Raw genomic sequence first — 25,186 nt, 5'->3', positions numbered from 1 at the left:
GCGCCGCGTAACTGACAGGGTTCTGTCAGGAGCGTTCGGACTTCCGGAGTTTTCGCCATGCGCAAGGCGGCGCGTCTTTTCGAGATCATCCAGATATTGCGGCTTGCCCGTAAGCCGATCACGGCCGCCGAGATTGCCGAGAAACTCGAGGTCACGCCGCGCTCGATCTATCGCGATATCGTCGCCCTGCAGGCGATGCGCGTGCCGATCGAAGGGGAGCGCGGTCTCGGCTATATCTTGAGGCCCGGCTTCGATCTGCCGCCGCTGATGTTTTCGATCGAGGAGACGGAAGCGATCGTCCTGGCGCTGGCGCTGCTGGCGCGTACCGGCGACGAGGAATTGAAGACCGCAGCCCAGCGCGTCAACCGCAAGATCACCGGCGCCGTGCCCCAACCGCTGCGCCAGGCGTTCCACTCGCAAGCGCTACATGCCTGGGGCACGATCGCCGCCCCGCCGCCTGCGGTCGACCTCGCCATGATCCGCCGCGCGATCCGCGACGAGCAAAAACTCGCGCTCGACTACCGCGACGAACTCGGGCGGACAACGGAACGCACGGTGCGGCCGCTGGCGCTGATCTACTATTCGGAGCATGCGATGATGGTCGCCTGGTGCGAATTGCGCCAGGACATCCGCAACTTCCGCGCCGACCGGGTGGAGCATTGCGAGCCGATCGGCGCCTTCTTCCGCGGTGAAGGCGAGAAGCTTCGGCAAGCGTGGATCGCCGGCTGGAAGATAAATGCCGTTCGATCTTTCGCTTCGGGCACAGTGTAAATGATCGCGAAGCAAATATCAGTCTCGCCGGCGGACCGACAACGAAAAGGCCCGACGCAAGCGCCGGGCCTAATTTCGTGCATAAGAACCAAATGGTTACTTCGCCGCTGCCTCGTACATTTCGAGGACGTAATCCCAGTTGATGAGATTGTCGACGAAAGCCTCGAGGTATTTCGGACGGGCATTGCGGTAATCGATGTAATAGGAATGCTCCCAGACGTCGACGCCGAGGATTGGCGAGGCGCCGTGCACGAGCGGGTTTTCGCCGTTCGGGGTCTTGGAGATTTCGAGCTTGCCGTTCTTGACCGAGAGCCAGGCCCAACCGGAACCGAATTGGGCGGTGCCGGCGGCGATGAAGTCGGCGCGGAACTTGTCGTAGCCGCCGAGATCGGACTTGATGGCCGCGTCGAGCTTGCCCGGCAGGCTGGTGCCGCCGCCGCCCTTCTTCATCCACTTCCAGAAGTGGACGTGGTTGTAGTGCTGGCCGGCATTGTTGAACAGCGGCTGGTTGGTGCCGTAGGACTTCTTGACGATTTCCTCCACCGAAAGGTTCGACAGACCGGCTTCCTCGGCGAGCTTGTTGCCGTTCGTCACATAGGCGAGGTGATGCTTGTCGTGGTGGTATTCGAGCGTCTCGCGCGACATGTAGGGCGCGAGCGCATCGTAGTCATAGGGAAGGTTCGGCAATTCGAAAGCCATTGTGGCATCTCCTCTTGGCATTAGATTTCGTGACGGAAATCAGTGAGCGGGAACATAGGCACCGCCTTGGCGGGAGGCAACCGATGCGGTGCCAAAAATTCCCTGAGCCGCGCAAAATACTTTCATTCGGCGCTGGGTGCGCGTTTGACGCGAATGTCGACGCTGAGGATTCCTGTCCTACCTTACGGAGACGAGCCAACTGACTTCGCCCTCGGCACAGGAGGAAAGAATGGAGTTCCATCAGGGCCGTCTCATTGACCACGTACATCTGCGCGTCGAGGATCTCGCCGTCAGCAAGCGCTTCTATCAGGCAGTGCTTGGCGCCCTCGGCCATCGACCAACCCACGAGACCGACGCGTTTTTCGCCTTCGACGAGTTCTTCGTCGACCAGGCGGACGACTATCGTACCCGCGTCCATATCGCCTTCCAGGCCTCCGGGCCGGACGCGGTGCAGCGCTTTTACGATGTCGGTCTCGCCAATGGCGGCACGGACAATGGCGCACCCGGCGAGCGTCCCTATCACCCGGGCTACTTCGCCGCCTTTCTGCTGGATCCCGACGGCAACAATATCGAGGCGGTTCATCATGGGCCGACGACACGATCGGCCGCCGATGTCGTCGTCCGGCCGGTCGAGACTTGAGGTCGGAGTGCGGTTCATAGTCGGGAGACCGTTCGATCCGGCTAGCGCCGGGCATCGCTGCGGCCTCCCGATCAGATAGGCGGCCGACCTATCCCTCCTTCAGCTCCATGAAGCGGATGCGGTTGTTGAACGGGTCGATGACTGTCACCTCGAGCCGCGTTCCTTCATCCTCGAGACCCGGCCACATGTAGCGGTAGTTCTTGGCGATGAGTTCCTTGTGGAACGCGCGGATGCCCGTCATGTAGACGCACATGTTGCCGCCGGGCGTCGCGTCTCCCGCATGCTCGGATAGATGCAGCTTCAGTCCGCCTCGCGAAATCTGCGTGTAAAGCGGGAAATCGTCGCCATAGCGGTGTTCCCAGTCGACCGTGAAGCCCAGGAAGCCAAGATAGAATTCGTGGGCCTTTGCCACGTCGAAGATCCGAACGATCGGCACGGCCTGCTCGAACGCGATCTCGGCGCTCTCTCGAGCGGCTGCCGCGGCTTCGAGTTTCGCCGACAGGATGTTCCAGGTGGCAAGCCCGAACTGGCGGGCGACGACCTCAAGCGCCTCGCTGTGGGCGATCGTCATTTGATGGTCGGCAAGGGCCTCACGCAGGGCCTTCGCCATGGCCTTGGCATCGCGATAGTCGCGCATTTCCGTTCCTCGTCACGGCGAAGCCTTCGTCAGCGCCCGCATTACCAACGCCTTCGCCCGACTGTCGAACGGGTGAGCAAGGATCAGTGGAGGCGTTCGCCATGCCCTTGTCGGACGCGGGCTGCCGGCCGCCTCCGGCCGAGCATCAACCTATCCGGTTCACACCGCCTTTGTCAGCCGGAATATCCCGTCTTGAACCCTCCTAGACGTCGCCGCTCGAATGCGCCCAATCCATATAGAGATCGCGCGCCTTGGCGGTGATCGGGCCGGCCTGCAGATCGCGGTCGTCAAGGCGGGTCACCGGCAGCACCTTCGAATAGTTGCCGGTGGTGAAAATCTCGTCGGCAGCCTCGAAATCGGTCATCGTCAGCGTCGTTTCGATCACCTCGAAGCCAGCTTCGCGCAACAGGCTTATGACGCGCGAGCGGGTGATGCCGGCGAGGAAGGTGCGGTTGGCGGCCGGGGTGAAGACGACGCCGTCCCGGACCATGAAGATATTGGAAGAGCCGGTCTCGGCGATGTTGCCGAGCATGTCGCGCACCAGCGCATTGTCGAAACCGCGCGAGCGCGCTTCCTGGAGGATGCGGGCGTTGTTGGGATAGAGACAGCCGGCCTTGGCGTCCGTCGGCATGCATTCGAGCGTCGGGCGGCGGAAGGGCGAGAGCGTCAGCGCCGAACCGGCATGGGCGTTGCCCATCGGCGCCTCGAACAGGCACAGCGCAAAGCGGGTCGATTCCGGATCGACCGCCACGACGCTCCAGGACCCATGCTCGCCCCAATACATCGGCTTCACGTAGATAGCCGTCTTGCCGTCGAATTTCTTCACGCCCTCGAAGGTCAAAGCCTCGATCTCCTCGGCGGCCATGGTGGGCTTCAGGCCGAGCGCTTCCGCGGAACGATTGACGCGCTGGCAATGGAGGTCGAGGTCCGGGGCGATGCCGTCGAACCAGCGGGCGCCGTCGAACACCGTCGAGCCAAGCCACATGGCGTGCGACGTCGGGCCGATCAGCGGCGGGTTACCGGACAGCCATTCGCCGTCGACATAGGTCCAGGCGGTGGATCGGGGGGATGTATCGACGGCCATCGGACTCTCCTCTTGTCCTTCGCTGCTGTCCCATCTAGCCCGAAAAAGCAGCATCAGGGTGAATGGGTACATCAAAAAATGTCATGGCGTCCATTGTGGAGCCTCCCCGCACCGCGTGCGAGAATAGCGGAACAAAAATGGAGACCGATCGCCGATGAAAGCGATGTATTACGATGCCTTCGAGAAGACGCCGGAAATCCGGACGCTGCCCGATCCGACGCCCAGCGAATACGGCGTCGTCGTCAAGGTCGAGGCGACCGGGCTCTGCCGCAGCGACTGGCACGGCTGGATGGGGCACGACCCGGACATCCGCCTGCCGCATGTGCCCGGCCACGAACTGGCCGGAACGATCGCCGCCGCCGGGCGCGGCGTCCTCAACTACAAGATCGGCGACCGGGTGACCGTGCCCTTCGTTTCCGGCTGCGGCCGCTGCGGCGAATGCCGCTCCGGCAACCAGCAGGTCTGCGAGGCGCAGTTCCAGCCGGGCTTCACCCATTGGGGTTCCTTCGCCGAATATGTCGCACTCGACTTCGCCGACCAGAACCTCGTGCACCTGCCGGAGAGCATGGATTTTGCGACCGCCGCCAGCCTCGGCTGCCGCTTCGCCACATCCTTCCGGGCGATCGCCGACCAGGCCCGCGTCCGAGGCGGTGAATGGGTGGCGGTGCACGGCTGCGGCGGCGTCGGTCTTTCGGCGATCATGATCGCCGCGGCGCTCGGCGCCAATCCCATCGCCATCGACATTTCCGAGGAGAAGCTCGCATTCGCGCGGACGCTCGGCGCCGTCGCCGCGATCAATGCGCGGGGGACGGAGAATGTCGCCGACGCGGTCAAGGAGATCACCGGAGGCGGCGCGCATGTCTCGATCGACGCGCTCGGCTCGCCCGTCACCTGCTTCAACTCGATCAGGAACCTCCGCCGCCGCGGCCGCCATGTCCAGGTCGGGCTGATGCTGGCGGAACAGGCAACACCGCAGATCCCGATGGCGCAGGTGATCGGCCACGAGCTCGAAATCTACGGCAGCCACGGCATGCAGGCCTGGCGCTACGACGCAATGCTGTCGATCATCACCAGCGGCAAGCTCGTTCCAAAGCGGCTGATCGGCCGCGAGATATCGCTGGAGGAGGCGGTGCCGGCGCTTACGACGATGGACCGGGCGACGGACCTCGGCATCAGCGTGATCACGGGGTTCTGATCGGGGATTCCGATCGTTACGGCGCGCTGTTATTCTCAGCCTAGCAAGACGAATCAGGGAGGTGTCGTCATGGCGCTTGCGGCTCGGGCTACGGAAGACGAACTCTATCGGCCGGTTCTTAACACGAACCCGGCCCATCCGAGCGGCTGGCCGGTGCGGGTGATCGTGAGCTCGCAGACGGAGGCGCGGCACAACCGCCAGCACTGGGCGCCGACGCATCTCGTCTCGATCCGGGCGCCCGCAACCCGCCTGCTTTCGATGATCGAGCTGCCGCCGGAGCGGCATCTGGAGCTCTATTTCGGCGATACGACCGACCCGGATGCGCCGGATGCGGCGCGCGCCGAGGCGATCCAGGCGACCTTCGCCTTCATCGACGGGCTGCCAAAGGACGCGCATCTGCTGGTCCACTGTCTGAGGGGCATCGGCCGCTCGACGGCGCTGACGCTCGGCATATTGGCGCGCTACATGGAACCAGAAAGGGCGGCGGCAGCCCTGCACGCGCTTCGCCCCGAGGCCAAGCCGAACCGTCATGTGGTCGGCCTCTGCGACGCGACGCTGGGGCTCAAGGGGAAGCTTGCCAAGCAGGCACTGCGGTTTCCTGCAAAGCTCTGGAAAGGCTGAACAATCACGGCGAGGATGAGACGCATTGTGCGGCGCACAAAAATTTGACATGATCCCCTAAAAACAAATGGAGAAGCGGCGCGTTCTTCGTCGCAAGAAGCCTTCGCTGCGGGCACCAATCGGAAAGCGCCGCAGACGAGGTAAAGACGGGAGAGTTCGATGTCTCATGCGGCCTATGTCTTCGATGCCTATGGCACTCTTTTCGATGTCCATGCGGCCGTGCGCCGGCATGCCGAGGCGATCGGTCCGGACGGCCAGGCCTTCTCCGAACTCTGGCGCGCCAAGCAGCTCGAATATTCCTGGGTGCGCTCGCTGATGGGCGCCTATGTCGATTTCTGGCAACTGACCGAGCAATCGCTGGACTACGCCTTTGCCCGCTTTCCCTCCGCCGATCCCAAGCTCAGGAAGCAGTTGCTCGACGCCTATTGGGCGCTCGATTGCTACCCCGAGGTTCCGGCCGTGCTCAAGGGGCTGAAGGAGCGCGGCGCTCGTATCGCCATTCTCTCGAACGGCTCGCCGGCGATGCTTGCATCGGCCGTCAAGAATGCCGCGCTCGACATCATCATCGATGACGTCTTCTCGGTCGATGCGGTCAAGGCCTTCAAGACGGTACCAGCCGTCTACGACCTGGTGACGACGCAATACCGGCTCTATCCGCATGCGGTTTCGTTCCAGTCGTCCAACCGCTTCGACATTGCCGGCGCCACCAAGTTCGGCTTCCGCACGGTGTGGATCAACCGCGCCGACATGCCGGACGAATACCAGGACTATGGCCCGGCACTCATTCTCCCTTCGCTGGAAAGCCTGCAAGTCGGCATATGAAGGAGCGGCCCGATGGCCTGGTCGGCAGCACAATATGTAAAGTTCGAGGATGAGCGAACCCGGCCGGCGCGCGATCTCCTGGCGCAGGTCCCCGATCTGCCGCCCGGCCCCGCCTTCGACCTCGGCTGCGGACCGGGCAATTCGACGCAACTTATCCTCGAACGCTTCCCCAACAATCCGCTCGTCGGCATCGACAGCGACGAGGACATGCTGGAGGCCGCTCGCAAACGGCTGCTCGGCCTGCGCTTCGAGAGGGTCGATCTTGCCGGCTGGACGCCGCCGCAAGGGGCCGCGCTTTTCTTCGCCAACGCCGTCTTCCAATGGCTGCCGAAGCACATCGATATCCTCGAGCGTCTCGTCGAGGCGCTGCTGCCGGGCGGAACGCTTGCGGTGCAGATGCCCGACAACCTCGACGAGCCTTCGCATCTCCTGATGCAGGAGACGGCCGAGGAACGGACTTTCGCAGCGGCTTTTGCCGGCCGGACGATCCGGCGAATGCCGCTTCCCTCCCCGAGGACCTATGTCGAAAGGCTGGCCCCGAAGGCGGCGCGGGTCGAGGTCTGGCACACGGTCTATTATCACCCGCTGGCCAACGCGAATGCCATCGTCGAGTGGGTGAAGGGCACGGGCTTGCGCCCCTATCTCGATGCACTGCCTGCCAACCGGCGTAAGGACTACCTCGCCGCCTATGCTGAGAAGATCCGCAGGGAATATCCGGCCATGGCCGACGGGCGGGTGCTCCTGCGCTTTCCCCGCCTGTTCCTCGTCGCCGTAAAGGCGCCCTGAATCGACGGCGAAGGACGTGCTGGCCGGCTTGAAGCCGCGACCGGCAGCGACAAGTATAGGGGCATGTCCGTTATTTCTCCGCCGCGACCAAGGAGCCACCCATGCATGCAGTCATTTCGAACGGCGCCAACATCCCCGCCCTCGGCTTCGGCACTTTCCGCATGTCGGGCGCCGAGGTGTTTCGGATCTTGCCGAAAGCCCTGAAGATCGGCTTCCGCCACGTGGACACCGCGCAGGCCTATGGCAACGAGGCGGAGGTGGGGGAAGCGATCCACCGTTCAGGCATTCCGCGCGCCGACATCTTCCTGACGACCAAGGTCTGGGTCGATCGGTACCGCCATGACGACTTCCTCGCCTCAGTCGACGAGAGCCTCAGAAAGCTGAAGACGGACCACGTCGATCTGCTGCTCCTGCACTGGCCGGGCGGCAGCGAGGTGCCGATGGCCGAGCGCATTGGGGCGTTGAACGAGGTCCGGAAGGCGGGCAAGGTCCGCCATATCGGCGTCAGCAATTTCAACACGGCGCAGATGGAGGAGACGGTCCGCCTCAGCGACGCGCCGATTGCGACCAACCAGGTCGAGTACCACCCCTATCTCGACCAGACGAAGGTGCTGCAGGCGGCGCGGCAACACGGCATGTCGCTCACCGCCTATTATGCCATGGCGAATGGCAAGGTGCCTTCCGACCAACTGCTGAACGACATCGGCGATCGCCACGGCAAGACAGCCGCGCAAGTGGTGCTCAGATGGCTGGTGCAGCAGCAGGATGTGATCGCACTGTCGAAAACCGCCACGGAGGCGCGGCTTGAAGAAAATTTCGCGATCTTCGATTTTGCGCTGACACGAGAAGAAATGGCGGCGATCCGCGGCCTCGCCCGCCCGGACGGGCGAATCGTCAACCCGGCGGACCTTGCGCCCGAGTGGGACGGATGAGAGGGATTGCTGCCCCTCTGGCCTGCCGGTCAGAGGGGATTGATCGCAGAATCAGACGAACTGGCTGAGACCCGGAACGGAGGCGACGACCTCGTCCACGACCTCGTCGCCGGCCTTTTCCTTGGCATAGGCAATGGTTTCCCTGGCGAGCGCGGTGATTTCGCCCATGCCCAATCCCTGGCTCATCAGCTGCTGGCCGAGCGCCATGACGCCGCCGCCGCCGATGGCCGACAGGAGGCCGCCGAGCAGGCCGCCGCCATTGCCGCCCTCGCCATTGTACTGAGCGACCAATTCCGGCGCACCGGGGATAGCCTCGATCATCCGGGCGACCGGGCCTTCGGCCGCTTCGCGCTGGAGAAAGCCGAGGATCATGCCCACTGCCTTCTCGGCCGTCGCGGGCTCGAGACCGACATTTTCCGCCACCCGCGTAACCAGTTCACTCATGGAAATCTCCTCGTGCAATTTTGACGTTGACGTCAAGGTAAAATATCGCTTCCGAAATGACAATAGCACCGGAACACATATCCGTCCTGCGTCAACATATGCGGCGTTGCAGCCCGGCGAGGCCTTGCCTCGCCTACAACCCGTGTTGCCGGGCCGCAGTGCACAGCCTATAACAGAACCGAGCAATATTTCGATGACGGACTTCGTACGACATCCGGCAAATGCCCGGTTCCATTGACAAAATCGATTCGGAGAAGAATGCCATGCAACAGGAAGGCAAGCTCTATATCGGGACCAGCCGCAAGCCGGACGATGCGATCAACAAGCCCGAATATCTCGAACTGAAGTTCGGCAACCGCCATGGCCTGATCACCGGCGCCACCGGTACCGGCAAGACCGTAACGCTGCAAATCCTGGCGGAGGGTTTCTCGAACGCCGGCGTTCCGGTCTTCTGCGCCGACGTCAAGGGCGATCTTTCCGGCATCGGCGCCATCGGTGAGGCCAAGGACTTCCTCCTCAAGCGCGCCGAGCAGATCGGCCTCTCGCCCTATGACTTCCAGGAATTTCCGGTGATCTTCTGGGATCTCTACGGAGAGAAGGGCCATCGCGTCCGCACGACGCTGTCGGAAATGGGGCCGCTTCTCCTGTCGCGGCTGATGAACGCCAGCGATGCCCAGGAAGGAGTCTTGAACATCGCCTTCAAGATCGCCGACGAGGGCGGCCTGCCGCTCCTCGACCTCAAGGACCTGCAGTCGCTGCTGAATTACATGGGCGAGAATGCGAGCGAACTCTCCAATCAGTTCGGCTTCATCTCGAAATCCTCCGTCGGCTCCATCCAGCGCGAACTCCTGATCCTCGAACAACAGGGTGCCGAGCACTTCTTCGGCGAGCCGGCGCTGAAGATCACCGACATCATGCGCACGACGAATGACGGGCGCGGCGCAATCTCGGTGCTTGCCGCCGACAAGCTGATGATGAACCCGCGGCTCTATGCCACCTTCCTGCTCTGGCTTCTGTCGGAGCTTTTCGAGGAGCTGCCTGAGGTCGGCGATCCGGACAAGCCGAAACTGGTGTTCTTTTTCGACGAGGCGCACCTGCTCTTCAACGACGCGCCGAAGGTCCTCGTCGAGCGCGTCGAACAGGTGGTCCGGCTGATCCGTTCGAAGGGCGTCGGCGTCTATTTCGTCACCCAGAACCCGCTCGACGTGCCCGAAACCGTGCTCGCTCAGCTCGGCAATCGCGTCCAGCATGCGCTGCGCGCCTATTCGCCGCGCGAGCAGAAGGCGGTGAAGACCGCGGCCGACACGTTCCGCCCCAATCCGAATTTCGACTGCGCCGAGGTGATCACCAATCTCGGCACCGGCGAGGCGCTGGTCTCGACGCTCGAGGGCAAGGGGTCGCCGTCCATGGTCGAGCGGACCTTGATCCGGCCGCCGGCCTCGCGGCTCGGTCCGCTGACGGAGGCCGAGCGCCAGAATGTCATGAATGTCAGCCCGGTGCGTGGGCTCTATGACGAGGACTTCGATCGGGAATCCGCCTATGAGCTCCTCGCCAAACGGGCTGAAAAGGCCGCTGAGGCCGCCGAACGGGCCGAAGCGCAGGCCGCCGAAGACGAGGCCGGCCGCAGCCGCTGGACCCTCCCCGGCTTCGGGGACGACGAGAAGGAGGCAGCGTCCGGCCGCCAGGCCCGGCCGCGCTCCACAGGCTATCAGCGCGAAACGATCATGGAGGCGGCGATGAAGTCTGTCGCCCGTACGGTCGCAACCCAGGTGGGACGGGCACTGGTCCGCGGCATTCTCGGCAGCCTGAAGCGATAGGTGAGCGGCAAAAGGCCGTAGCCTGAACTGAAGCCCGCAGCCGCGGACTTCAGTTCACAATGACGTTTCCTATCGGGCCACCGACAGTTTCACGTCGACATTGCCCCGCGTCGCATGGCTGTAGGGGCAAACGATATGCGCCTTCTGGACCAGGTCCTCGAGCACGGCCTTGTCGACGCCGGGTGAAGAGATCTCAAGCGCCGCATCGATGTAGAAGCCGGTGCCGTCGTCGCGCGGACCGATGCCGACCGTTCCTGTCACTTTCGTGTCTTCGGCAAGCTTTACCTTCTCCTTGCCGGCCACGAACTTGAGCGCGCCGAGGAAGCAGGCGGAATAACCGGCGGCAAAAAGCTGCTCCGGATTCGTGCCGCGTGCCCCATCGCCGCCCAGTTCCTTCGGCACGGTGAGGGTGACGTCGAGAACGCCGTCGGCGCTCTTGGCCTCGCCGGCGCGGCCCCCGGAGGCAGATGCGGTGGTGCGATAAAGAATGGGCATGGCAGTTCTCCTTGCTGGCTTCGTTGTGGATCGCCTTTCAATAGCGCAATATTAAATTGGACGCAAATTAATTTTGCAAATTGCATTTGGGGCGTGAATTTGCGACAATCCGGGAATGACGACCAAAGCGGTGAAGACTGGAAACCCATTCCCCGACGAGGCGCTGGCGCTCGGCCAGCAACTTTGCTTTGCCGTCTATTCCGCGACGCACGCCTTCAACCGGGCCTACAAGCCGCTCCTCGACCGCTTCGGGCTCACCTATCCGCAGTATCTCGTGCTGCTGGCGTTGTGGCAACGGGACGGCATGACGGTGAAACGGATCGGCGAGGAACTGGGTCTCGATTCCGGCACTCTCTCGCCCCTGCTCAAGCGGCTGGAGGCAGCCGGCTATGTCGGGCGAATGCGCGACCCGGCCGACGAAAGGCAGGTCATCGTCAGCCTCACGGAAAGCGGCCGGCGCCTGAAGACCGAGGCCTTCAAGATTCTTGCGGAGATCGGCAAGGCGACGGGTTGCAGCCTTGAGGAGGTCGGCGAACTGCGCGAGGCGCTGCATCGGCTGACGCAACGCCTGGCCGACAGCCAGGACGAGGGAACGCAGACCGCTTGATCCGTGCAGACGCGCGGCTCGCCGTCGTCAGACGACGAGAATCGGCGCCTTTCCGCGCACGCGATCATAGAGGTCGATCACGTCCTGGTTGATCATGCGGACGCAACCAGAAGAAACGGCCTTGCCGATCGACTGCCATTCCGGCGTTCCGTGGACGCGATAGAGCGTGTCCTGGCCGTTCTGGAAAATATAGAGGGCGCGCGAGCCGAGCGGATTGTCGAGGCCCGGCGGCATGCCGCCATTGTCCGCCGAATATTTGGCGAGCACCGGCTGGCGGACGATCATCGAATCCGGCGGCGTCCATTTCGGCCATTTCTGCTTCCACTGAATGACGCCGCGGCCCGACCAGGCGAAGCCTTCGCGGCCGAGGCCAACGCCATAGCGCGTGGCGCTGCCGCCGGATCCGATCAGGTAGAGATAGCGGTCCGCCGTATCGACAACGATCGTCCCCGGCGCCTCGCCGAACGGGTCACTGACCTCCTGACGATAGAAGCGCGGGTCGATCTGGTGGTAGGGCACCGCCGGAATGAGAAAGCCGCCATCCTCCCGCTGCGCGTAAATATCGGCGTAGTAGGCGTCCTGCGGCGGCAGGCCGGTCAGCGGCTCTTCGAGCATAGCCGGATCGACCCAACGGTTTTCGAGCGCCGGATTGCGATAGACCGGCATCGTTTCCTGGCGAAAGCGGTCGGTGTTCATCGACGATGTACAGCCCGCAAGACCGGCAGAGGCGATCGCAACCGCGGACGTGCGAAGAAACTGGCGGCGGGAAAAGACAGGCAGTGATGACATCGAACTCTGACGGGTTTGAGTGCGGCGAGAAAGGAGAGCGGCGCGACGCGCAACGTGCATCGTCCCGCTCCTGCAGCGAAATCGCGATGGCCTTGTCGACGAAAGCCATCCGGGTGATCGATATCGACAAGTCGGAGGAGGACGCAAGCCAAAAACATTCTTGCCCCCTCACTCCAAGCTTGCATTTACGGCTGGAGCCGAACTTGCGCCAGTAAATACCCGATCACGATTGTGGTACCGCACTTTGCAACCGTTAACAGGCGCTGCCTCGGTGCGACCGGGCCGCAGAGCGGTTCGCATCAAAAGATTTCATGCGCACATCAACATGGACGGCTTCGCCAGGCATCGGCAATTGCGTATGCAATCGCGGCATTGCCAACCAAGGAGGCCGAGATGCTGACGATTTATGGTGTTTACCGCTCGCGCGCATCGCGCAACTACTGGATGGCCCGCGAACTCGGCGTTCCGTTCCAATCGGTGCCGGTTATCCAGGCGCGTCGCCTTGCCGATCCGCTGGCAGCGGACGCGCCGATCAACACGCGCTCGCCGAGCTTTCTCGCCGTCAACCCGACGGGGCTTATTCCGGCGATCGACGACGACGGGCTGGTGCTGACGGAATCGCTTGCCAACAATCTCTATCTCGCCCGCAAGCATGGCGGGCCGCTGGCGCCGGCCGACCTTGCCGAGGAAGGACAGATCGGCAATTGGACCATGTGGGCGGCGACCGAAGTCGAGCCGCACGCGGTCAAGATCGTCCTCGCCTATGACGCCGGCATCGAGAACACACCGGACGGGCAGGCCGTGATCGCCGCCTGCGTGCGGTCGCTCGAGAAATCCTTCGCCAGGCTCGAGGCGCATCTCGACGGCGGCGATTACCTGGTCGGGGGCCGCTTTACGGTCGCCGATCTCAACCTCGCCGAGGTGTTCCGTTATACGATGAGCCAGGCGGCGCTTTTCGAGCAGCACCCGGGCGTCAAGGCATGGCTGGCGCGCTGCCAGTCGCGCCCGGCCTTCAAGGCGATGATGGAAGAACGGCTGAAGGAGAAGGAATAGCGGAGAGCTGCCGCATCCCCTCCTCCACTTCCTCGCGCACCCAGCGCTTGAATGCAGTGACGGCCTTGCTTTCACGCCTCGAGGCCGAGGTGACGAAATAGTGCCCGAAGCCGGTCTTGGCGCGGATGCCGAACGGCGCCACCAGACTGCCCTTCATCACCGCATAGCCGGCGAGCGTCTGCCAGGCAATCATCACGCCCTGGCCGGCAATGGCCGCGTCGAGCGCCAGCGACGCATCGTTGAAGGTGTGGCGCACGGTCATCTGGGCGCCGGAAAGACAGGCCGCCTTCAGCCACACCTCCCAGGAGAACATGGCGTGCTCGTCGATGACGGCCGGCAGATTCAGGATATCCACGGGTTCGCGCAGTCCCGCGGCCAGGGCCGGCGAGCAGACGGGAAAGACCTCCTGCTCCAACAGCAGCTCGGCCCGCACACCCGGCCAGCCGCCCGCACCGACGCGGATGGCGAGATCGACGTCGGACGTTTCTAGATTGGCGAGTCTCGTGGTCGCGTCGATTCTCAGCCGGATCTCCGGATGGCGCTCGGCGAAGCGGTTCAGCCGATAGACCAGCCAGCGGGCCGCAAAGACCGGCGCCACAGACACCGTCAATACCGACTCGTCGCGACGACGCACCTGCGCCACGGCTTCGGCGAGTTCCGCAAAAGCATTCGAGAGCCGCATCATGAGCGGGCGGGCGCTATCCGTTACCACAAGTCCGCGCGGCGAGCGCTCGAAGAGCGTACGCCCAAGCTGCGCCTCAATCTTGGCAATCTGCTGACTGACGGCGCCGGGGGTCACGCCGAGTTCGTCGGCCGCGGCGGCGAGCGAACCCAGGCGACCCACTGCCTCCGCCGCACGTAGCCCATTCAAATGGATCGTGTTCAGTTCCTTCATATAGTTTTTCTAAACATAAGATCTGGCAATCTCAATTGTAAATTTCGCCGAACCGGCCGATTCTGCTGCAAGGCTCCCCGGAAGGAGAGCGAATGGCTGCAAAGGTTTTAACCGCATTCGACCGCAGATGCGGGACTACGGCGGCCTCGAAGAAGGATAGCGCCATGCTGAAGGTTTTCTCTATACTGAAACGTATCGGGATCGCCTCTGACGATCTTACCGAAGCGGCTCCCGCCTGGTCGCGAGATCCTCTCCAGCATCCCGATCTCGCCCGCATGGATGAACGCGCGCTGGCGGACCTGCCGTTTCCCGGATGGCCATGGCCGCGCGCTGCGGCGAGCGGGGCTTGCGACCACAGTGATCGGCGACGGCGGCTGAGCTATGATCCGCAACGTCCTTCCGTTTGCCGAGGAAATCCATGACGGACGAGATGAAGCGTTCCTTCGAGCGCGTGTGGCGGCTGGCAGAAGCCGCGGCGTTGCCGGAAATGACCGTCGGCACGTCCTATGGGACGCCGGCGCTACTCGTCAAAGGCAAGAGCTTCGTACGGATGAAGGACGCCGAAACGCTGGTGGTGATGTGTGCGCTCGAAGAAAAGGAGATGCTGATGGAACTCGATCCGTCGCTTTTTTTCGAGACCGACCACTACAAGGGATGGCCGGCGATGTTGGTAAGGCTCTCGGTCATCGACGACGATGTGCTGACGCAACGGCTGATCGCCGCCTGGCGCGAAAAAGCGCCGAAACGGCTGGCAGATCGCTTCGCCACCTGCAACCCGACGTGACCCGCGGTATCATGACTGCACGACTGCCTGCACCTTGGCGACGGCGGGCCGTGCGGCCATTCGGTTGCGATGATCGAGAACCTTCGGGAAGCGCGCCGGATCGACGCCGTCCGCTTCAAGCCAACTGGCAATTGTGAAGAGATAGGGATCGGCGATCGTGTAGTTCCGGCCCATCACGAAGGGGCCGGCGAACATGGAGCTTTCTATCAAGGCGAAGCAATTGGCCATATTCTGCGGCACCTTCGCCATCATCGCCTCGTGCGCAGCCGGGTCGTCGGCCCAGCGTGCCGCTCGCCGCGCATGAGCGTGAGCGACATGCACCGTCGAGCAGAGATAGCTCAGGAACGACTGCAGCCGCGCAAACTCGAATGCGTCCTCGATCGGTGCAAGCCGCGCCGCGGGAAAGCTCTGGGCTATATAGGCGAGGATGGCTGGCGTCTCGGTCAAGATGCCACGATCGGTCACGAGCGCAGGTACCCTTCCCTTCGGATTGATGACGAGATATTCGGGCTTCGTCTGCTCGGCCTTGGAAAAATTGATACGATGCGCTTCATAGGCAGCTCCGGTCTCCTCGAGCGCGATATGCGAGGCAAGCGAACAGGTCCCGGGCGTATAAAACAGTTTCAGCATCGTTCTGCCTCTCAAGGTGGCGGCGCGGAAGCGCGAATTGCCTTTGCAGAAGAGATGAAAACGCGGCGATTGACAAGGGCGGAAGGTCCGGCGGCGATCCGCCGGACCCGGTGCTCAGGCGACCAGCGTACCGGCGCAGCCCGGCACGTCTTCAAGACGATAGTAGACCGGAATGCCGCGCTCGCGCGCTATGCGCACGTCATTGTCCGCTCCCTTCGAGTCGCCGGGCAACCGCAGTACGGCGTCGCAAAGGGCTAGCAAGCGGCCGGCCACCGGGTGAAAGATCTCCTCATAGAGATCATCGCCCACGTGGCGACCGTCCGCTGCATGCCATACCGGCAAGGCCACCCATTCGCCGATCATCGGTACGTGCCCAGCCTTGAAGATCGCGTAGGACGGCTCCTCCAGACGCTTCAAGTTGGCCGCCATTTTGGCCGCATCGTCGCCCGTACCCGAGCGATAGGGTCCAGCAATCAGAATAAGCATCAACTTTCTCCACGGTTTTTGCACGAAAATTCCAGATATTTCTGGAAATTTCAGGAGACTTCATGCAATTTCGTGGATAGTCAAGGAGGAATCGATGCTGACGACACAGAGACGAGCGATGATCTCGGCAAGACTTGCGCGCGACGGGCAGATTGTTGCAAAGGCGATTGCCGACGAGCTCGGGCTTTCGGAAGACACGATCCGCCGCGACCTCAGGGAAATGGCGGCCGAGGGCCTGTTGAAGCGGGTTCATGGAGGAGCCCTGCCGCTGACGCCACCGCTTCCGGATTTTGCCGCCCGCGGGGCTATCGCCAGCAACGTCAAGCGCCGACTCGGCCGCCGCGCGACAGGCCTCGTTAAGGCCGGCCAGGTCGTCTTTCTCGACGGCGGCACAACCAATGCAGAGATCGCCCGAGCTCTGCCGTACGACCTCCGCGTGACCATCGTCACGCATAGCCCGACGATCGCCGCAGAGCTCGAGCGTCACGACGCGGAAGTGGTCCTGGTCGGCGGCAGGCTCTACAAGCACTCGATGGTGACAACCGGCTCCGCCACGCTCGCGGCGATCGAGCAAATCCGGGCCGACATTTTCTTTCTCGGGGTCACCGCCATTCATCCGGCCCATGGGCTCTCGACCGGAGACTACGAGGAGGCGGCGATAAAGCGGGCGATCGCCCGGCGCGCGGCTGAAACCTACGTGCTCGCCACGCCGGAGAAATTCGGCTCCGCCTCTCCGCACAGCATCATGAGCGTCAGCGACCTTGCCGGCCTCGTCGTGCCCGCGGACATGGAAGCCGACCTTCTATCGCCCTATCAGCACGGCACCACCGCGCTGATCACGGCATAGAGAGACTTCCGAACGCTGCCGCAGGCTTCCTTAAGACGCGCGGCGTAGTAGGTCACGCGATAAAGGCCTCGGTCACGCGCACGTTGCCGACATGGATACGATTCCAATTGTGCATCGAGTGGTTGGCCTGAGCCATCAGCGCTGCGTGAACCTGCGGCTCGTCCGCGAAGAAGCGTGCGAGCGTCGCCGCGACCATAGACTCGGCGGCGCGCGTCGTGCCGTCCTCGCACTTGACTGCGATGCCGATGCCTTTTTCCGGGATCGCGGCGCAGAACACCCCTTCGGCACCGGTCTTGGCGAAGATGCGCCCGGGTGCCGCCTTCATCAGCCGCGTGCAGGTGCGATCGGTGCCGGCAACATAGAAGGGCTCGGCCATGCAGGCCCCGATCAGGCGCTTGGAGGCGCGTGCCCGCACCGCGTCCAAGCCCGCGCCCGTCGCCATGCGGGCGAAGCCATGGGCGAGGCCCTTCATCGGCACCGCATAGGTCGGAATCGAGCAGCCATCGACGCCGCAGTTATCCTGGGTGAGAAGCGCGCCTGTCAGGCTTTCCATGATCCCGCGGATTTCCTGCTGGATCGGATGGCCGTAGCCGGCATAGCCCTCGACCTCGGTGCCGGAGTGGCAGCAGGCGCAGATAAAGCCGGCGTGCTTGCCGGAGCAATTGTTGTGCAGTGCGCTCGGCCTTTCGAGGGTGCGCGCCTGCGCAATCAGGTTCTTCTGGTAGAAGGACCAATGGGCGCCGCATTCAAGCGCGCCGACATCGCGGCCGGCGGCGGAAAGCATCTTGGCGGCCAGCGCCACATGTTCCGGCTCGCCGGAATGCGATGAGCAGGCAAGCGCCAGTGCCTTGTCGTCGAAGCCGTAGGCATCCGCGGCGCCGCTTTCTATGAGCGGGAGGGCCTGCATCGCCTTGCAGGCCGAACGGGGGAACACGGCCGCTTCCGTGTCGCCGAGCGCGAACAGCGTCTTGCCGTCGCCGTCGACGGCGATGACCGCCCCGCGGTGGCGGCTTTCGACCAGATTTCCGCGCGTCACTTCGACCAGGACCGGATTCGACATGTCTTGCCCTCAATTTTCCAAGTTTGGGCTATGCATCTATCAGGAATCCATCCGCAGAAAAGACATCGTCGATGAAAATCCTCCGCCGGCTGCTGATCGTCTTCGCCATCATCTACCTGCTGCCGGCGCTGGCGTCGGCAGGGCTGTGGTACTTCAAGGAAAGGCCGCAGAGCTGGCGTGACGCGGACTGGTCATCGGCAGGCATCCTCCCCGAGGCATCCATCAGTCCGCAGGCAGCGATCTATGTCTTCTCGGCAACGACCGGAGGCATGAAGGGCGCCGTGGCCAGCCACGCCTGGATCGTCACGAAGGACGAAGGCGCTTCCACATACAACCGCTATGAAAAGGTCGGCTGGGGGCGGCCGATCCGCAAGAACGCCTATCGGGCCGACGGCCGCTGGTATTCGAACGAGCCGCGCATCGTTGCCGCCGTGACCGGCGAGGAAGCGAAGCGGCTGATCCCGAAGGTCGAACAGGCGATTGCCGCCTATCCCTACTCCTCGCCCGGCACCTACCGCCTCTGGCCGGGGCCGAACTCCAACACCTTCGTCGCCCATGTGCTGCGCTCGGTGCCCGAACTCGACACCGTGCTGCCGCCCGATGCGGTCGGCCGCGACTATCTGCCGGAAGGCAAACTGTTCCACATCGACGCGGACGGCCGCGACCTGCATGCGACGCTCTATGGCATCGCCGGGATTTCGGCCGGCTGGCGCAGCGGCCTGGAACTGCATTTCATGGGGCTGGTGGCCGGCATCGATCTTGCCCGGCCAGGCATCAAGATACCGGCGATCGGCCGGGTCGGGATTTGACCTGAAAATGGAAAAGGGCCGCGCTAGCGACCCTTCCATGAGTTTTGGCCTTGTGAATGGCTGGGCCTGGCGGGCCCGAGGAAGGCGGGGATCAAGCCGAGGGCTGCCTCGACTCCTTCACCTCTCCGATGCCTGTCACGAGGTCCGAAATCTCATTAGACATTGGATCACCTTCCTTTCTGTTGTTGCCGATATAGCCAAGGTAGTTCATGTCCGCGGCAATACAAGGGCAACCATCGTCTAATCCCTGGTAATCGTCATCATGATCTTGCCGATATGGTCGCCCTCTTCCATCAGGCGGTGGGCGTCCGCAATCTCTTCAAAGGGCAAGACCGCGTGTATGACCGGCGCGACGTCGCCTGCTTCCAAGAGCGGCCAGACCCGGCCCGCAAGTCCGTCGCGGATCGCTCGTTTCTCCTCCGCCGTACGCGGTCTCAATGCGGACCCCATCACATGCAGCCGTTTGGTCAGGATCGCGGCGATATTGGCGTCCTCGACGCGCGCCCCGCCGAGAAAGCCGATGATCGACAGGCGTCCGTCCTTGGCCAGCGAGGCGAGGTTGCGGCCGAAATAGCGGCCGCCGACCATATCGAGGATGACATCGACGCCGCGGCCGCCCGTCCCCTCGAGCACGGCGGCCTTGAAATCCTCCTCGCGGTAGTTGATCGCCCGCTTCGCGCCGAGCGTCTCGCAGGCGGTACACTTCGCCGCACTGCCGGCCGTCGCGAAGACCTGGGCGCCCAAGGCGTTGGCAAGCTGGATCGCCGTCGTGCCGATGCCGCTCGAACCGCCGTGCACGAGGATGGTCTCGCCAGGCTTCAGGCCCGCCATGTCGAAGACATTGGCCCAGACCGTGAAGAAGGTCTCCGGCAGGGCCGCGGCCTTGACCGCATCAAAGTCCTTCGGCCAGGCAAGCGCCTGCGTCGCCGGCACCGCGCAAAATTCGGCATAGCCGCCGCCATTGGCGAGCGCGCAGACCTTGTCGCCGACCGAAAAACCGGCCGCCCCCTCGCCAAGCTCGACGACCTCGCCGGCGATCTCGAGGCCGAGAACGGGGCTCGCGCCGGGCGGCGGCGGATAGTCGCCCTTGCGCTGCAGCACGTCCGGCCGGTTGACGCCGAAGGCCTCGACGCGGATCAAAATCTCGCCGGACCTAAGCTCCGGCAGCGGTCCGCGCGTAAGAACCATGTTTTCCGCGCCACCCGGGCTCGGCAAATCGACATAGGTCATTTCGGTCGGGATAGTCATGGCAGTATCCTCGCGAAGCGCTCGAAGCGCCTATACCTATAGCCGGCCCGCGGCTCAGGAAAGGCCATGCCTCGCCAAGGTTCATTCGCGGGTGATCAGTTCCAGCACCAGGCCTGTCTCACTTGCCTTGGCCCGCGCCTTGATCTCGGCGATCCTCGTGCTCACCGTCTGGCTGTCGGAGAGTATGAAACCGGCCGGCAGGACGAGCACCGCGATCGAACAGCGCATCAGCGGGAAGTCCTTCGCTCCGCCGTCACGGCCATATCCACTGATGCAACCCGCCGCCTGATGCTCCGGCGAATAGAGCTGGCGGACATCCGAACGAAAATCGTCGATGAGGCGCATCAGCTGGGCGCGAAGCTCCGCTTCGGCGAGCCCGCTCACACCGACGAAGAAGTCGTCGCCGCCGACATGGCCGAGGAACTTTTCCTCGCCGATGAAATGGCGCCGCAAAAGCGCGGCAAACAGGGTAATCGCCAGGTCACCCTTCTGGAAGCCGTAGCTGTCGTTGAAGGGCTTGAAGTCGTCGAAATCGCAATAGCAGAAATAGCGCGTCTCATCGCCGTCGAGAATGGCCTGCTGGACGTGGTCGCGGATTGCACGGTTGCCGGGCAGGCCGGTCAGCGGGTTCTGCTCCTGCGCCAGTTTCAACTGTTTCTCGTTGATGATCTTCAGGAGTGACGAGGCTGACAGAATGCCGGCATACCGCATGTTCTCCGTCAGGATGACGCAGTCGCTGCCGTCCATGCCGGCAAAGATCTTCAGCATCTCGTCGGCCGGCGTATCGAGATCGGCGATTGGCGCCGGCGTGACGAAGTGCGAAATGCGCCGCTGATAGATGCGGTTTTTCAGAAGATCGCGGCCGAAGGGATGATAAATCATCTCCTTCACGTGGTACTCGTGCAGGATGCCGCGCGGCTCGCCGTTGGCGTTCAGCACCGGGAAGAACGCCTGGCGCGGGTTGCGCCGGAAAAGATCGAAGACGGAATCGAGGTCATCGCTTTCCCTGACGGTCGGCAGTTGCTCGATCTCCTTGCGGATCAGGATGCTGTCCAGCGTCGACGAAAGCCGGCGGACGCCCGGCTCGAGATGCGGATAGACGGGCTGAAGCTCATTCAAGTGTGTCGTCGGGCGCGCGACGAAATAGCCCTGTATCAGGTCGCAGCCGAGATCGCGGCAGACCAGAAACTCGTCTTCCGTCTCGACCCCTTCGGCAACCACCCGGGTACCGAGCACATGCGCCATGTTGACGGTGTGGCGCAGGAGGTGCCGCTTGCGCGGGCCCCTTTCTATGCCGGAGACGAAGTGCCGGTCGATCTTCACATAGTCGACGGGCTGGTCGCAGAGCAGTTTCAGCCCGTTGAAGCCGGCACCGAAATCGTCGATCGCCAGCTTGAAGCCGCCAAGCCGCAATTGCCGGACGAGGGCCGAGAAGTCCGGGATCTTGCCGCTGTCGAAGCGCTCCGAGATCTCGAAGCAGAGCGACGACGGGGCGATATTGGCGCGCTTCAGGTGATTAACGAGGCGCTCGATGATGTCGCCCTCGCCGCCGACCAGCCGCGAGTCGAAATTCAGGAAGAGCGTACGCGACGCAAAATCCGGCAGCGTCGCGAAGGCGGCGACGGCGCGGCTGTTGATCAGATGTTCGAGGGCCAGCAATTGCCCGGCGCCCTCCGCCCTGTCGAGCAGTTCGAGCGGCGAGGCGAAGCCCAGCCGATCGAAACCGCGTAGGAGCGACTCGTAGCCGAATACGGCGCCGGTGGTCGCTTCGACGATCGGCTGGAAGGCGTTTTCAATCACGAGCTTGGCGAGCGTTACGATCTGATCGTCGCCGAAGCGGCGAAACGACAGAAGTTCTGCGGCGGCGGGCATGCCGGACTCCAGGATATGACGGACGGACCGGCCGCCAGCATCGGCGGCAAGCGTCAATGAAAGCTTTCGCCAATGTGAAAGTTTTGTGAAGGCCGCTTGCGGACGGGTCTTCCTTCACGCGCGCAGCCGACTAACTCTTCACGAGAACACCGAAGGCGATCAGCGCCAAACCCTGCATGACGAGGTCTACCGCCAGAAACAGGCCGAGGATCCAGAGGCTGTCGACCGGCCAGCCGGCAGCGATGACGAGACCGGCAATCAGCGTCACAAGGCCGCCAATGACGATCCAGCCCCAGCCGCCTAGCGGACTGAGCCTGAAGCCGACCCAGATCCGGAAGGCGCCGGCGACGATCAGGGCCATCGCCATGAGGATGGTCAGGATCGACGAAGCGAGCAGCGGATTGACGAAAGCGAAAAGGCCCGCTGCCGCATAGAGACCACCGCTCAGCACCCAGAAGAGAAAGCCTCCCCAATCCTTGACCTGATAGGCCTGAGCGAGGTTGAGCAGACCGCCGATCAGCATGATGAGACCGACGTAATAGACGGAGGCGACGGTCGCCATCAGCAGATTGCCGAAGGCAATGCCGCCGGCCATGATCAGCAGCACGCCGAGCGCGACGAACCATCCCCACTTTCCCGCCACGGTCTGTCTTCCGCTGGGATCGAACGTGTTGGTCATTTTCAACCTCAGTCCAGGCGACGAGCACGAGCGCTACCTCGTGATTGAGCCGGATTTCCAAGCAAAAAGAAAGGGAAAAAGCATGTGGATTTTTATTGATTGATGCATCAATCAAAAATAGACTGCCTCACGAAGGAGCTCGGGAGATGCCGAAAATCGGAATGGAGCCGGTGCGCCGCAAGGCGCTGGTGGACGCGGCGCTGCGCGTGATCGGCGATCAGGGAACGCTTGCCGTCACCATGTCCGACATCGCCCGCACGGCCGGCGTCTCGCCGGCGCTGGCGCATCACTATTTCGGCAGCAAGGATCAGTTGCTGATCGCCACCATTCGCAGCCTGCTCGGGCAGTTGCGCCGCGACGCCGTAGCCGCGATCCGGGCAGCACGGACACCGCGGGAAAAGCTGAGCGCGCTGATCCGTGTCAGCTTCCGGGCCGACCAGTTCGCCCCCGAGACGGTCGCCGCCTGGCTCGCCTTCTATTCCGAGGCGCAGCGCTCCGAGGACGTGCGGCGCCTTCTCGTCATCTATGCGCGGCGGCTGCGCTCCAATCTGCTCGCCAGCCTCAAGGCGCTCTGCCCGGCTGATGACGCGGAGCGTATTGCCGAGGGCGCGGCTGCGATGATCGACGGACTTTACATTCGGCAAAGTCTGAAATCGGCGCCGATCAGCATCGAGGCTTCGATCGCGCTGACGGAAGATTATGTGAATGCGCATTTGCGGGCGCGTGGTGGGTGAGCTTGTGGCCCCTCAACTCCGTTCTCGCGAATTGGTCGCCCCTCATCCGGCTGCCGCCACCTTCTCCCCGCTCGCAGGGAGAAGGGATATGCCGCACCGCCCTGTCCCCTCTCCCCGCCTGCGGGGAGAGGGCTAGTCCTCGGGTTTAACCCGAGCAGAGGGGCAAAACTCAGAGCAAGATGTGGAACTGAACCATCAAGGAACCGACAACGTGACCGCCAGGAAGCCGAATATCCTGATCATCATGGTGGACCAGCTGAATGGGACGTTCTTCCCGGACGGTCCCGCCGACTTCCTGCATGCGCCCAATCTGAAGGCGCTCGCCGACCGCTCGGCGCGCTTCCGCAACAACTACACGTCCTCGCCGCTCTGTGCCCCGGCGCGTGCGTCTTTCATGGCCGGGCAGTTGCCGAGCCGCACGCGCGTCTACGATAATGCCGCGGAGTATCAGTCGTCGATCCCGACCTATGCGCACCATCTGCGGCGGGCGGGATACTACACCGCGCTTTCCGGCAAAATGCACTTCGTCGGTCCGGACCAGCTGCACGGCTTCGAGGAACGGCTGACGACCGATATCTATCCGGCCGATTTCGGCTGGACGCCGGACTATCGCAAGCCCGGCGAGCGCATCGACTGGTGGTATCACAATCTCGGCTCGGTCACCGGCGCCGGCGTCGCCGAGATCACCAACCAGATGGAGTACGACGACGAGGTGGCGTTTCTGGCGAACCAGAAGCTCTACCAGCTTTCGCGGGAGAACGACGACAAGGACCGCCGACCCTGGTGCCTCACCGTCTCCTTCACCCACCCGCACGACCCCTATGTCGCGCGCCGAAAATTCTGGGACCGCTACGAAGATTGCGAGCACCTTCGGCCGAAAGTGGACGCCATCCCCTTCGAGGAGCAGGATCCTCATTCGCAGCGCATCATGCTGTCCTGCGACTACGAGAACTTTGAGCTGACCGAGGAAAACATCCGCCAGTCGCGCCGTGCCTATTTCGCCAATATCTCCTATCTCGACGAGAAAGTCGGGGAGCTCGTCGATACGCTGGCGCGGACGAGGATGCTCGACAACACGCTGATCCTCTTCTGCTCCGATCACGGCGACATGCTCGGCGAGCGCGGCCTGTGGTTCAAGATGAACTTCTTCGAAGGCTCGGCGCGCGTGCCGCTGATGGTGACCGGACCGGGCGTCACGCCGGGTCTGCATCTGACGCCGACATCGAATCTCGACGTGACGCCGACGCTGGCCGATCTGGCCGGCATTTCGATGGATGAAATACAGCCCTGGACCGATGGGGTCAGCCTCGTGCCGATGATCAACGGCGCGGAGCGCACCGAGCCGGTGCTTATGGAATATGCGGCAGAGGCTTCCCACGCGCCGCTCGTCGCGATTCGCGAGGGCAAGTGGAAATACGTCCACTGCACGCTCGATCCGGACCAGCTCTACGACGTCGATGCCGACCCGCTGGAACTCACCAATCTTGCGGAAAAGCCGCGCGGCCCCGTCGATCAGGCGACGCTCGCCGCATTTCGCGACATGCGCGCCGCCCATTGGGACATGGAGGCTTTCGACGCCGCCGTGCGCGAAAGCCAGGCGCGTCGCTGGGTGGTCTACGAGGCGCTCCGCAACGGCGCCTATTACCCCTGGGATCACCAGCCGCTGCAGAAGGCATCCGAGCGCTACATGCGCAACCACATGAACCTCGACAATCTCGAGGAATCCAAACGCTATCCGCGGGGAGAATGA

The 25,186-nt window shown here is 63.2% G+C and carries 29 protein-coding genes; 16 read left to right on the top strand and 13 right to left on the bottom strand.

Annotated elements, in window-relative coordinates:
- Positions 1–57: 57 nt before the first annotated feature.
- Positions 58–771 carry a YafY family protein gene (locus CO664_RS15980; RefSeq protein WP_097539318.1) on the top strand — a complete coding sequence of 238 codons (714 nt, stop codon included), beginning with the start codon at positions 58–60 and terminating at the stop codon, positions 769–771.
- A gap of 96 nt (positions 772–867) precedes the next feature.
- On the opposite strand, the gene CO664_RS15975 is transcribed toward CO664_RS15980, so the two are convergent.
- Entirely contained in the window at positions 868–1,470 is a 603-nt protein-coding gene (locus CO664_RS15975) for a superoxide dismutase (RefSeq protein WP_037413517.1), read from the bottom strand.
- Between the two features lie 229 nt (positions 1,471–1,699).
- On the opposite strand from CO664_RS15975, the gene CO664_RS15970 reads away from it, so the two are divergent.
- The gene (locus CO664_RS15970) at positions 1,700–2,110 is read left to right on the top strand and encodes a VOC family protein (protein ID WP_037413516.1); all 411 of its coding nucleotides are present in this window, start codon (positions 1,700–1,702) and stop codon (positions 2,108–2,110) included.
- 88 nt (positions 2,111–2,198) lie between these two features.
- On the opposite strand, the gene CO664_RS15965 is transcribed toward CO664_RS15970, so the two are convergent.
- A complete protein-coding gene (locus CO664_RS15965) occupies positions 2,199–2,747 on the bottom strand; it encodes a glyoxalase superfamily protein (RefSeq protein WP_097539317.1) in 549 nt (182 codons plus the stop codon).
- Positions 2,748–2,949: 202 nt separating this feature from the next.
- The gene (locus CO664_RS15960; RefSeq protein ID WP_097539316.1) at positions 2,950–3,831 is read right to left on the bottom strand and encodes a branched-chain amino acid aminotransferase; all 882 of its coding nucleotides are present in this window, start codon (positions 3,829–3,831) and stop codon (positions 2,950–2,952) included.
- Between the two features lie 154 nt (positions 3,832–3,985).
- Here CO664_RS15960 and CO664_RS15955 point away from each other — a divergent pair, with 154 nt between their 5' ends.
- The 5 genes from CO664_RS15955 (at position 3,986) to CO664_RS15935 (ending at position 8,187) form a co-directional block, all read left to right on the top strand.
- Entirely contained in the window at positions 3,986–5,026 is a 1,041-nt protein-coding gene (locus tag CO664_RS15955) for a zinc-dependent alcohol dehydrogenase family protein (protein WP_097539315.1), read from the top strand.
- Positions 5,027–5,095: 69 nt separating this feature from the next.
- Positions 5,096–5,647 (top strand): phosphatase, encoded by a 552-nt coding sequence (locus tag CO664_RS15950; RefSeq protein WP_097539314.1) that lies wholly within the window; start codon positions 5,096–5,098, stop codon positions 5,645–5,647.
- A gap of 159 nt (positions 5,648–5,806) precedes the next feature.
- Entirely contained in the window at positions 5,807–6,469 is a 663-nt protein-coding gene (locus tag CO664_RS15945; protein ID WP_097539313.1) for a haloacid dehalogenase type II, read from the top strand.
- 12 nt (positions 6,470–6,481) lie between these two features.
- Complete coding sequence (tam, locus tag CO664_RS15940) at positions 6,482–7,255, top strand: trans-aconitate 2-methyltransferase (protein WP_097539312.1); 774 nt, start codon at positions 6,482–6,484, stop codon at positions 7,253–7,255.
- Positions 7,256–7,356: 101 nt separating this feature from the next.
- The gene (locus CO664_RS15935; protein ID WP_097539311.1) at positions 7,357–8,187 is read left to right on the top strand and encodes an aldo/keto reductase; all 831 of its coding nucleotides are present in this window, start codon (positions 7,357–7,359) and stop codon (positions 8,185–8,187) included.
- 51 nt (positions 8,188–8,238) lie between these two features.
- On the opposite strand, the gene CO664_RS15930 is transcribed toward CO664_RS15935, so the two are convergent.
- Positions 8,239–8,631: a hypothetical protein gene (locus CO664_RS15930; protein WP_037379449.1), complete on the bottom strand. Its 393-nt coding sequence runs from the start codon at positions 8,629–8,631 to the stop codon at positions 8,239–8,241.
- Between the two features lie 263 nt (positions 8,632–8,894).
- Between CO664_RS15930 and CO664_RS15925 the strand changes: the two genes are divergently transcribed.
- A complete protein-coding gene (locus CO664_RS15925) occupies positions 8,895–10,448 on the top strand; it encodes a helicase HerA-like C-terminal domain-containing protein (RefSeq protein WP_097526380.1) in 1,554 nt (517 codons plus the stop codon).
- A 69-nt stretch (positions 10,449–10,517) separates the two neighbouring features.
- Here CO664_RS15925 and CO664_RS15920 read toward each other — a convergent pair whose 3' ends face one another.
- Positions 10,518–10,943, bottom strand: a complete 426-nt coding sequence (locus CO664_RS15920) for an organic hydroperoxide resistance protein (RefSeq protein WP_097526262.1) — start codon at positions 10,941–10,943, stop codon at positions 10,518–10,520.
- 115 nt (positions 10,944–11,058) lie between these two features.
- Here CO664_RS15920 and CO664_RS15915 point away from each other — a divergent pair, with 115 nt between their 5' ends.
- On the top strand, positions 11,059–11,550 hold the full coding sequence (locus CO664_RS15915; protein WP_097526263.1) for a MarR family transcriptional regulator: 492 nt from the start codon (positions 11,059–11,061) through the stop codon (positions 11,548–11,550).
- A gap of 27 nt (positions 11,551–11,577) precedes the next feature.
- Here CO664_RS15915 and CO664_RS15910 read toward each other — a convergent pair whose 3' ends face one another.
- Positions 11,578–12,339, bottom strand: coding sequence for a L,D-transpeptidase family protein (locus tag CO664_RS15910; protein WP_037413496.1), 762 nt, complete (start codon positions 12,337–12,339; stop codon positions 11,578–11,580).
- Positions 12,340–12,732: 393 nt separating this feature from the next.
- Between CO664_RS15910 and CO664_RS15905 the strand changes: the two genes are divergently transcribed.
- Positions 12,733–13,392 carry a glutathione S-transferase family protein gene (locus CO664_RS15905; RefSeq protein WP_097526264.1) on the top strand — a complete coding sequence of 220 codons (660 nt, stop codon included), beginning with the start codon at positions 12,733–12,735 and terminating at the stop codon, positions 13,390–13,392.
- Here CO664_RS15905 and CO664_RS15900 read toward each other — a convergent pair.
- On the bottom strand, positions 13,352–14,287 hold the full coding sequence (locus tag CO664_RS15900; protein ID WP_037413492.1) for a LysR substrate-binding domain-containing protein: 936 nt from the start codon (positions 14,285–14,287) through the stop codon (positions 13,352–13,354). The genes CO664_RS15905 and CO664_RS15900 overlap by 41 nt on opposite strands.
- A 164-nt stretch (positions 14,288–14,451) precedes the next feature.
- Here CO664_RS15900 and CO664_RS15895 point away from each other — a divergent pair, with 164 nt between their 5' ends.
- Positions 14,452–14,709, top strand: coding sequence for a hypothetical protein (locus tag CO664_RS15895; protein ID WP_141471730.1), 258 nt, complete (start codon positions 14,452–14,454; stop codon positions 14,707–14,709).
- On the top strand, positions 14,706–15,071 hold the full coding sequence (locus tag CO664_RS15890) for an MmcQ/YjbR family DNA-binding protein (RefSeq protein WP_097526265.1): 366 nt from the start codon (positions 14,706–14,708) through the stop codon (positions 15,069–15,071). The genes CO664_RS15895 and CO664_RS15890 overlap by 4 nt, the downstream gene beginning before the upstream one ends.
- 9 nt (positions 15,072–15,080) lie before the next feature.
- On the opposite strand, the gene CO664_RS15885 is transcribed toward CO664_RS15890, so the two are convergent.
- Positions 15,081–15,701: a glutathione S-transferase gene (locus CO664_RS15885; RefSeq protein WP_037413488.1), complete on the bottom strand. Its 621-nt coding sequence runs from the start codon at positions 15,699–15,701 to the stop codon at positions 15,081–15,083.
- Positions 15,702–15,815: 114 nt separating this feature from the next.
- Positions 15,816–16,187: a DUF4406 domain-containing protein gene (locus tag CO664_RS15880; protein ID WP_097539310.1), complete on the bottom strand. Its 372-nt coding sequence runs from the start codon at positions 16,185–16,187 to the stop codon at positions 15,816–15,818.
- A gap of 94 nt (positions 16,188–16,281) precedes the next feature.
- On the opposite strand from CO664_RS15880, the gene CO664_RS15875 reads away from it, so the two are divergent.
- Positions 16,282–17,034: a DeoR/GlpR family DNA-binding transcription regulator gene (locus CO664_RS15875; protein ID WP_097539309.1), complete on the top strand. Its 753-nt coding sequence runs from the start codon at positions 16,282–16,284 to the stop codon at positions 17,032–17,034.
- 52 nt (positions 17,035–17,086) lie between these two features.
- On the opposite strand, the gene CO664_RS15870 is transcribed toward CO664_RS15875, so the two are convergent.
- Positions 17,087–18,094, bottom strand: coding sequence for an asparaginase (locus CO664_RS15870; RefSeq protein ID WP_037413481.1), 1,008 nt, complete (start codon positions 18,092–18,094; stop codon positions 17,087–17,089).
- 71 nt (positions 18,095–18,165) lie between these two features.
- Here CO664_RS15870 and CO664_RS15865 point away from each other — a divergent pair, with 71 nt between their 5' ends.
- Entirely contained in the window at positions 18,166–18,903 is a 738-nt protein-coding gene (locus CO664_RS15865) for a DUF3750 domain-containing protein (RefSeq protein WP_097539308.1), read from the top strand.
- A gap of 240 nt (positions 18,904–19,143) precedes the next feature.
- Here CO664_RS15865 and CO664_RS15860 read toward each other — a convergent pair whose 3' ends face one another.
- The 3 genes from CO664_RS15860 to CO664_RS15850 form a co-directional block, all read right to left on the bottom strand.
- Positions 19,144–20,151, bottom strand: a complete 1,008-nt coding sequence (locus tag CO664_RS15860; protein ID WP_097539307.1) for an NAD(P)H-quinone oxidoreductase — start codon at positions 20,149–20,151, stop codon at positions 19,144–19,146.
- Positions 20,152–20,232: 81 nt separating this feature from the next.
- Positions 20,233–22,023 (bottom strand): GGDEF domain-containing protein, encoded by a 1,791-nt coding sequence (locus CO664_RS15855; RefSeq protein WP_097539484.1) that lies wholly within the window; start codon positions 22,021–22,023, stop codon positions 20,233–20,235.
- Between the two features lie 130 nt (positions 22,024–22,153).
- Positions 22,154–22,702: an HdeD family acid-resistance protein gene (locus tag CO664_RS15850; protein WP_037413474.1), complete on the bottom strand. Its 549-nt coding sequence runs from the start codon at positions 22,700–22,702 to the stop codon at positions 22,154–22,156.
- A 146-nt stretch (positions 22,703–22,848) separates the two neighbouring features.
- Here CO664_RS15850 and betI point away from each other — a divergent pair, with 146 nt between their 5' ends.
- Together betI and betC are read left to right on the top strand one after the other, a co-directional pair.
- Complete coding sequence (betI, locus tag CO664_RS15845; RefSeq protein ID WP_037413471.1) at positions 22,849–23,436, top strand: transcriptional regulator BetI; 588 nt, start codon at positions 22,849–22,851, stop codon at positions 23,434–23,436.
- A gap of 211 nt (positions 23,437–23,647) precedes the next feature.
- Positions 23,648–25,186, top strand: coding sequence for a choline-sulfatase (betC, locus tag CO664_RS15840; RefSeq protein WP_097539483.1), 1,539 nt, complete (start codon positions 23,648–23,650; stop codon positions 25,184–25,186).

The sequence above is a fragment of the Sinorhizobium sp. NG07B genome, assembly GCF_002532005.1.
Taxonomy (GTDB): domain Bacteria; phylum Pseudomonadota; class Alphaproteobacteria; order Rhizobiales; family Rhizobiaceae; genus Sinorhizobium; species Sinorhizobium fredii_C.
Note: the sequence above shows the minus strand (reverse complement) of the source record. Positions and strands in the feature narration are given on the sequence as shown.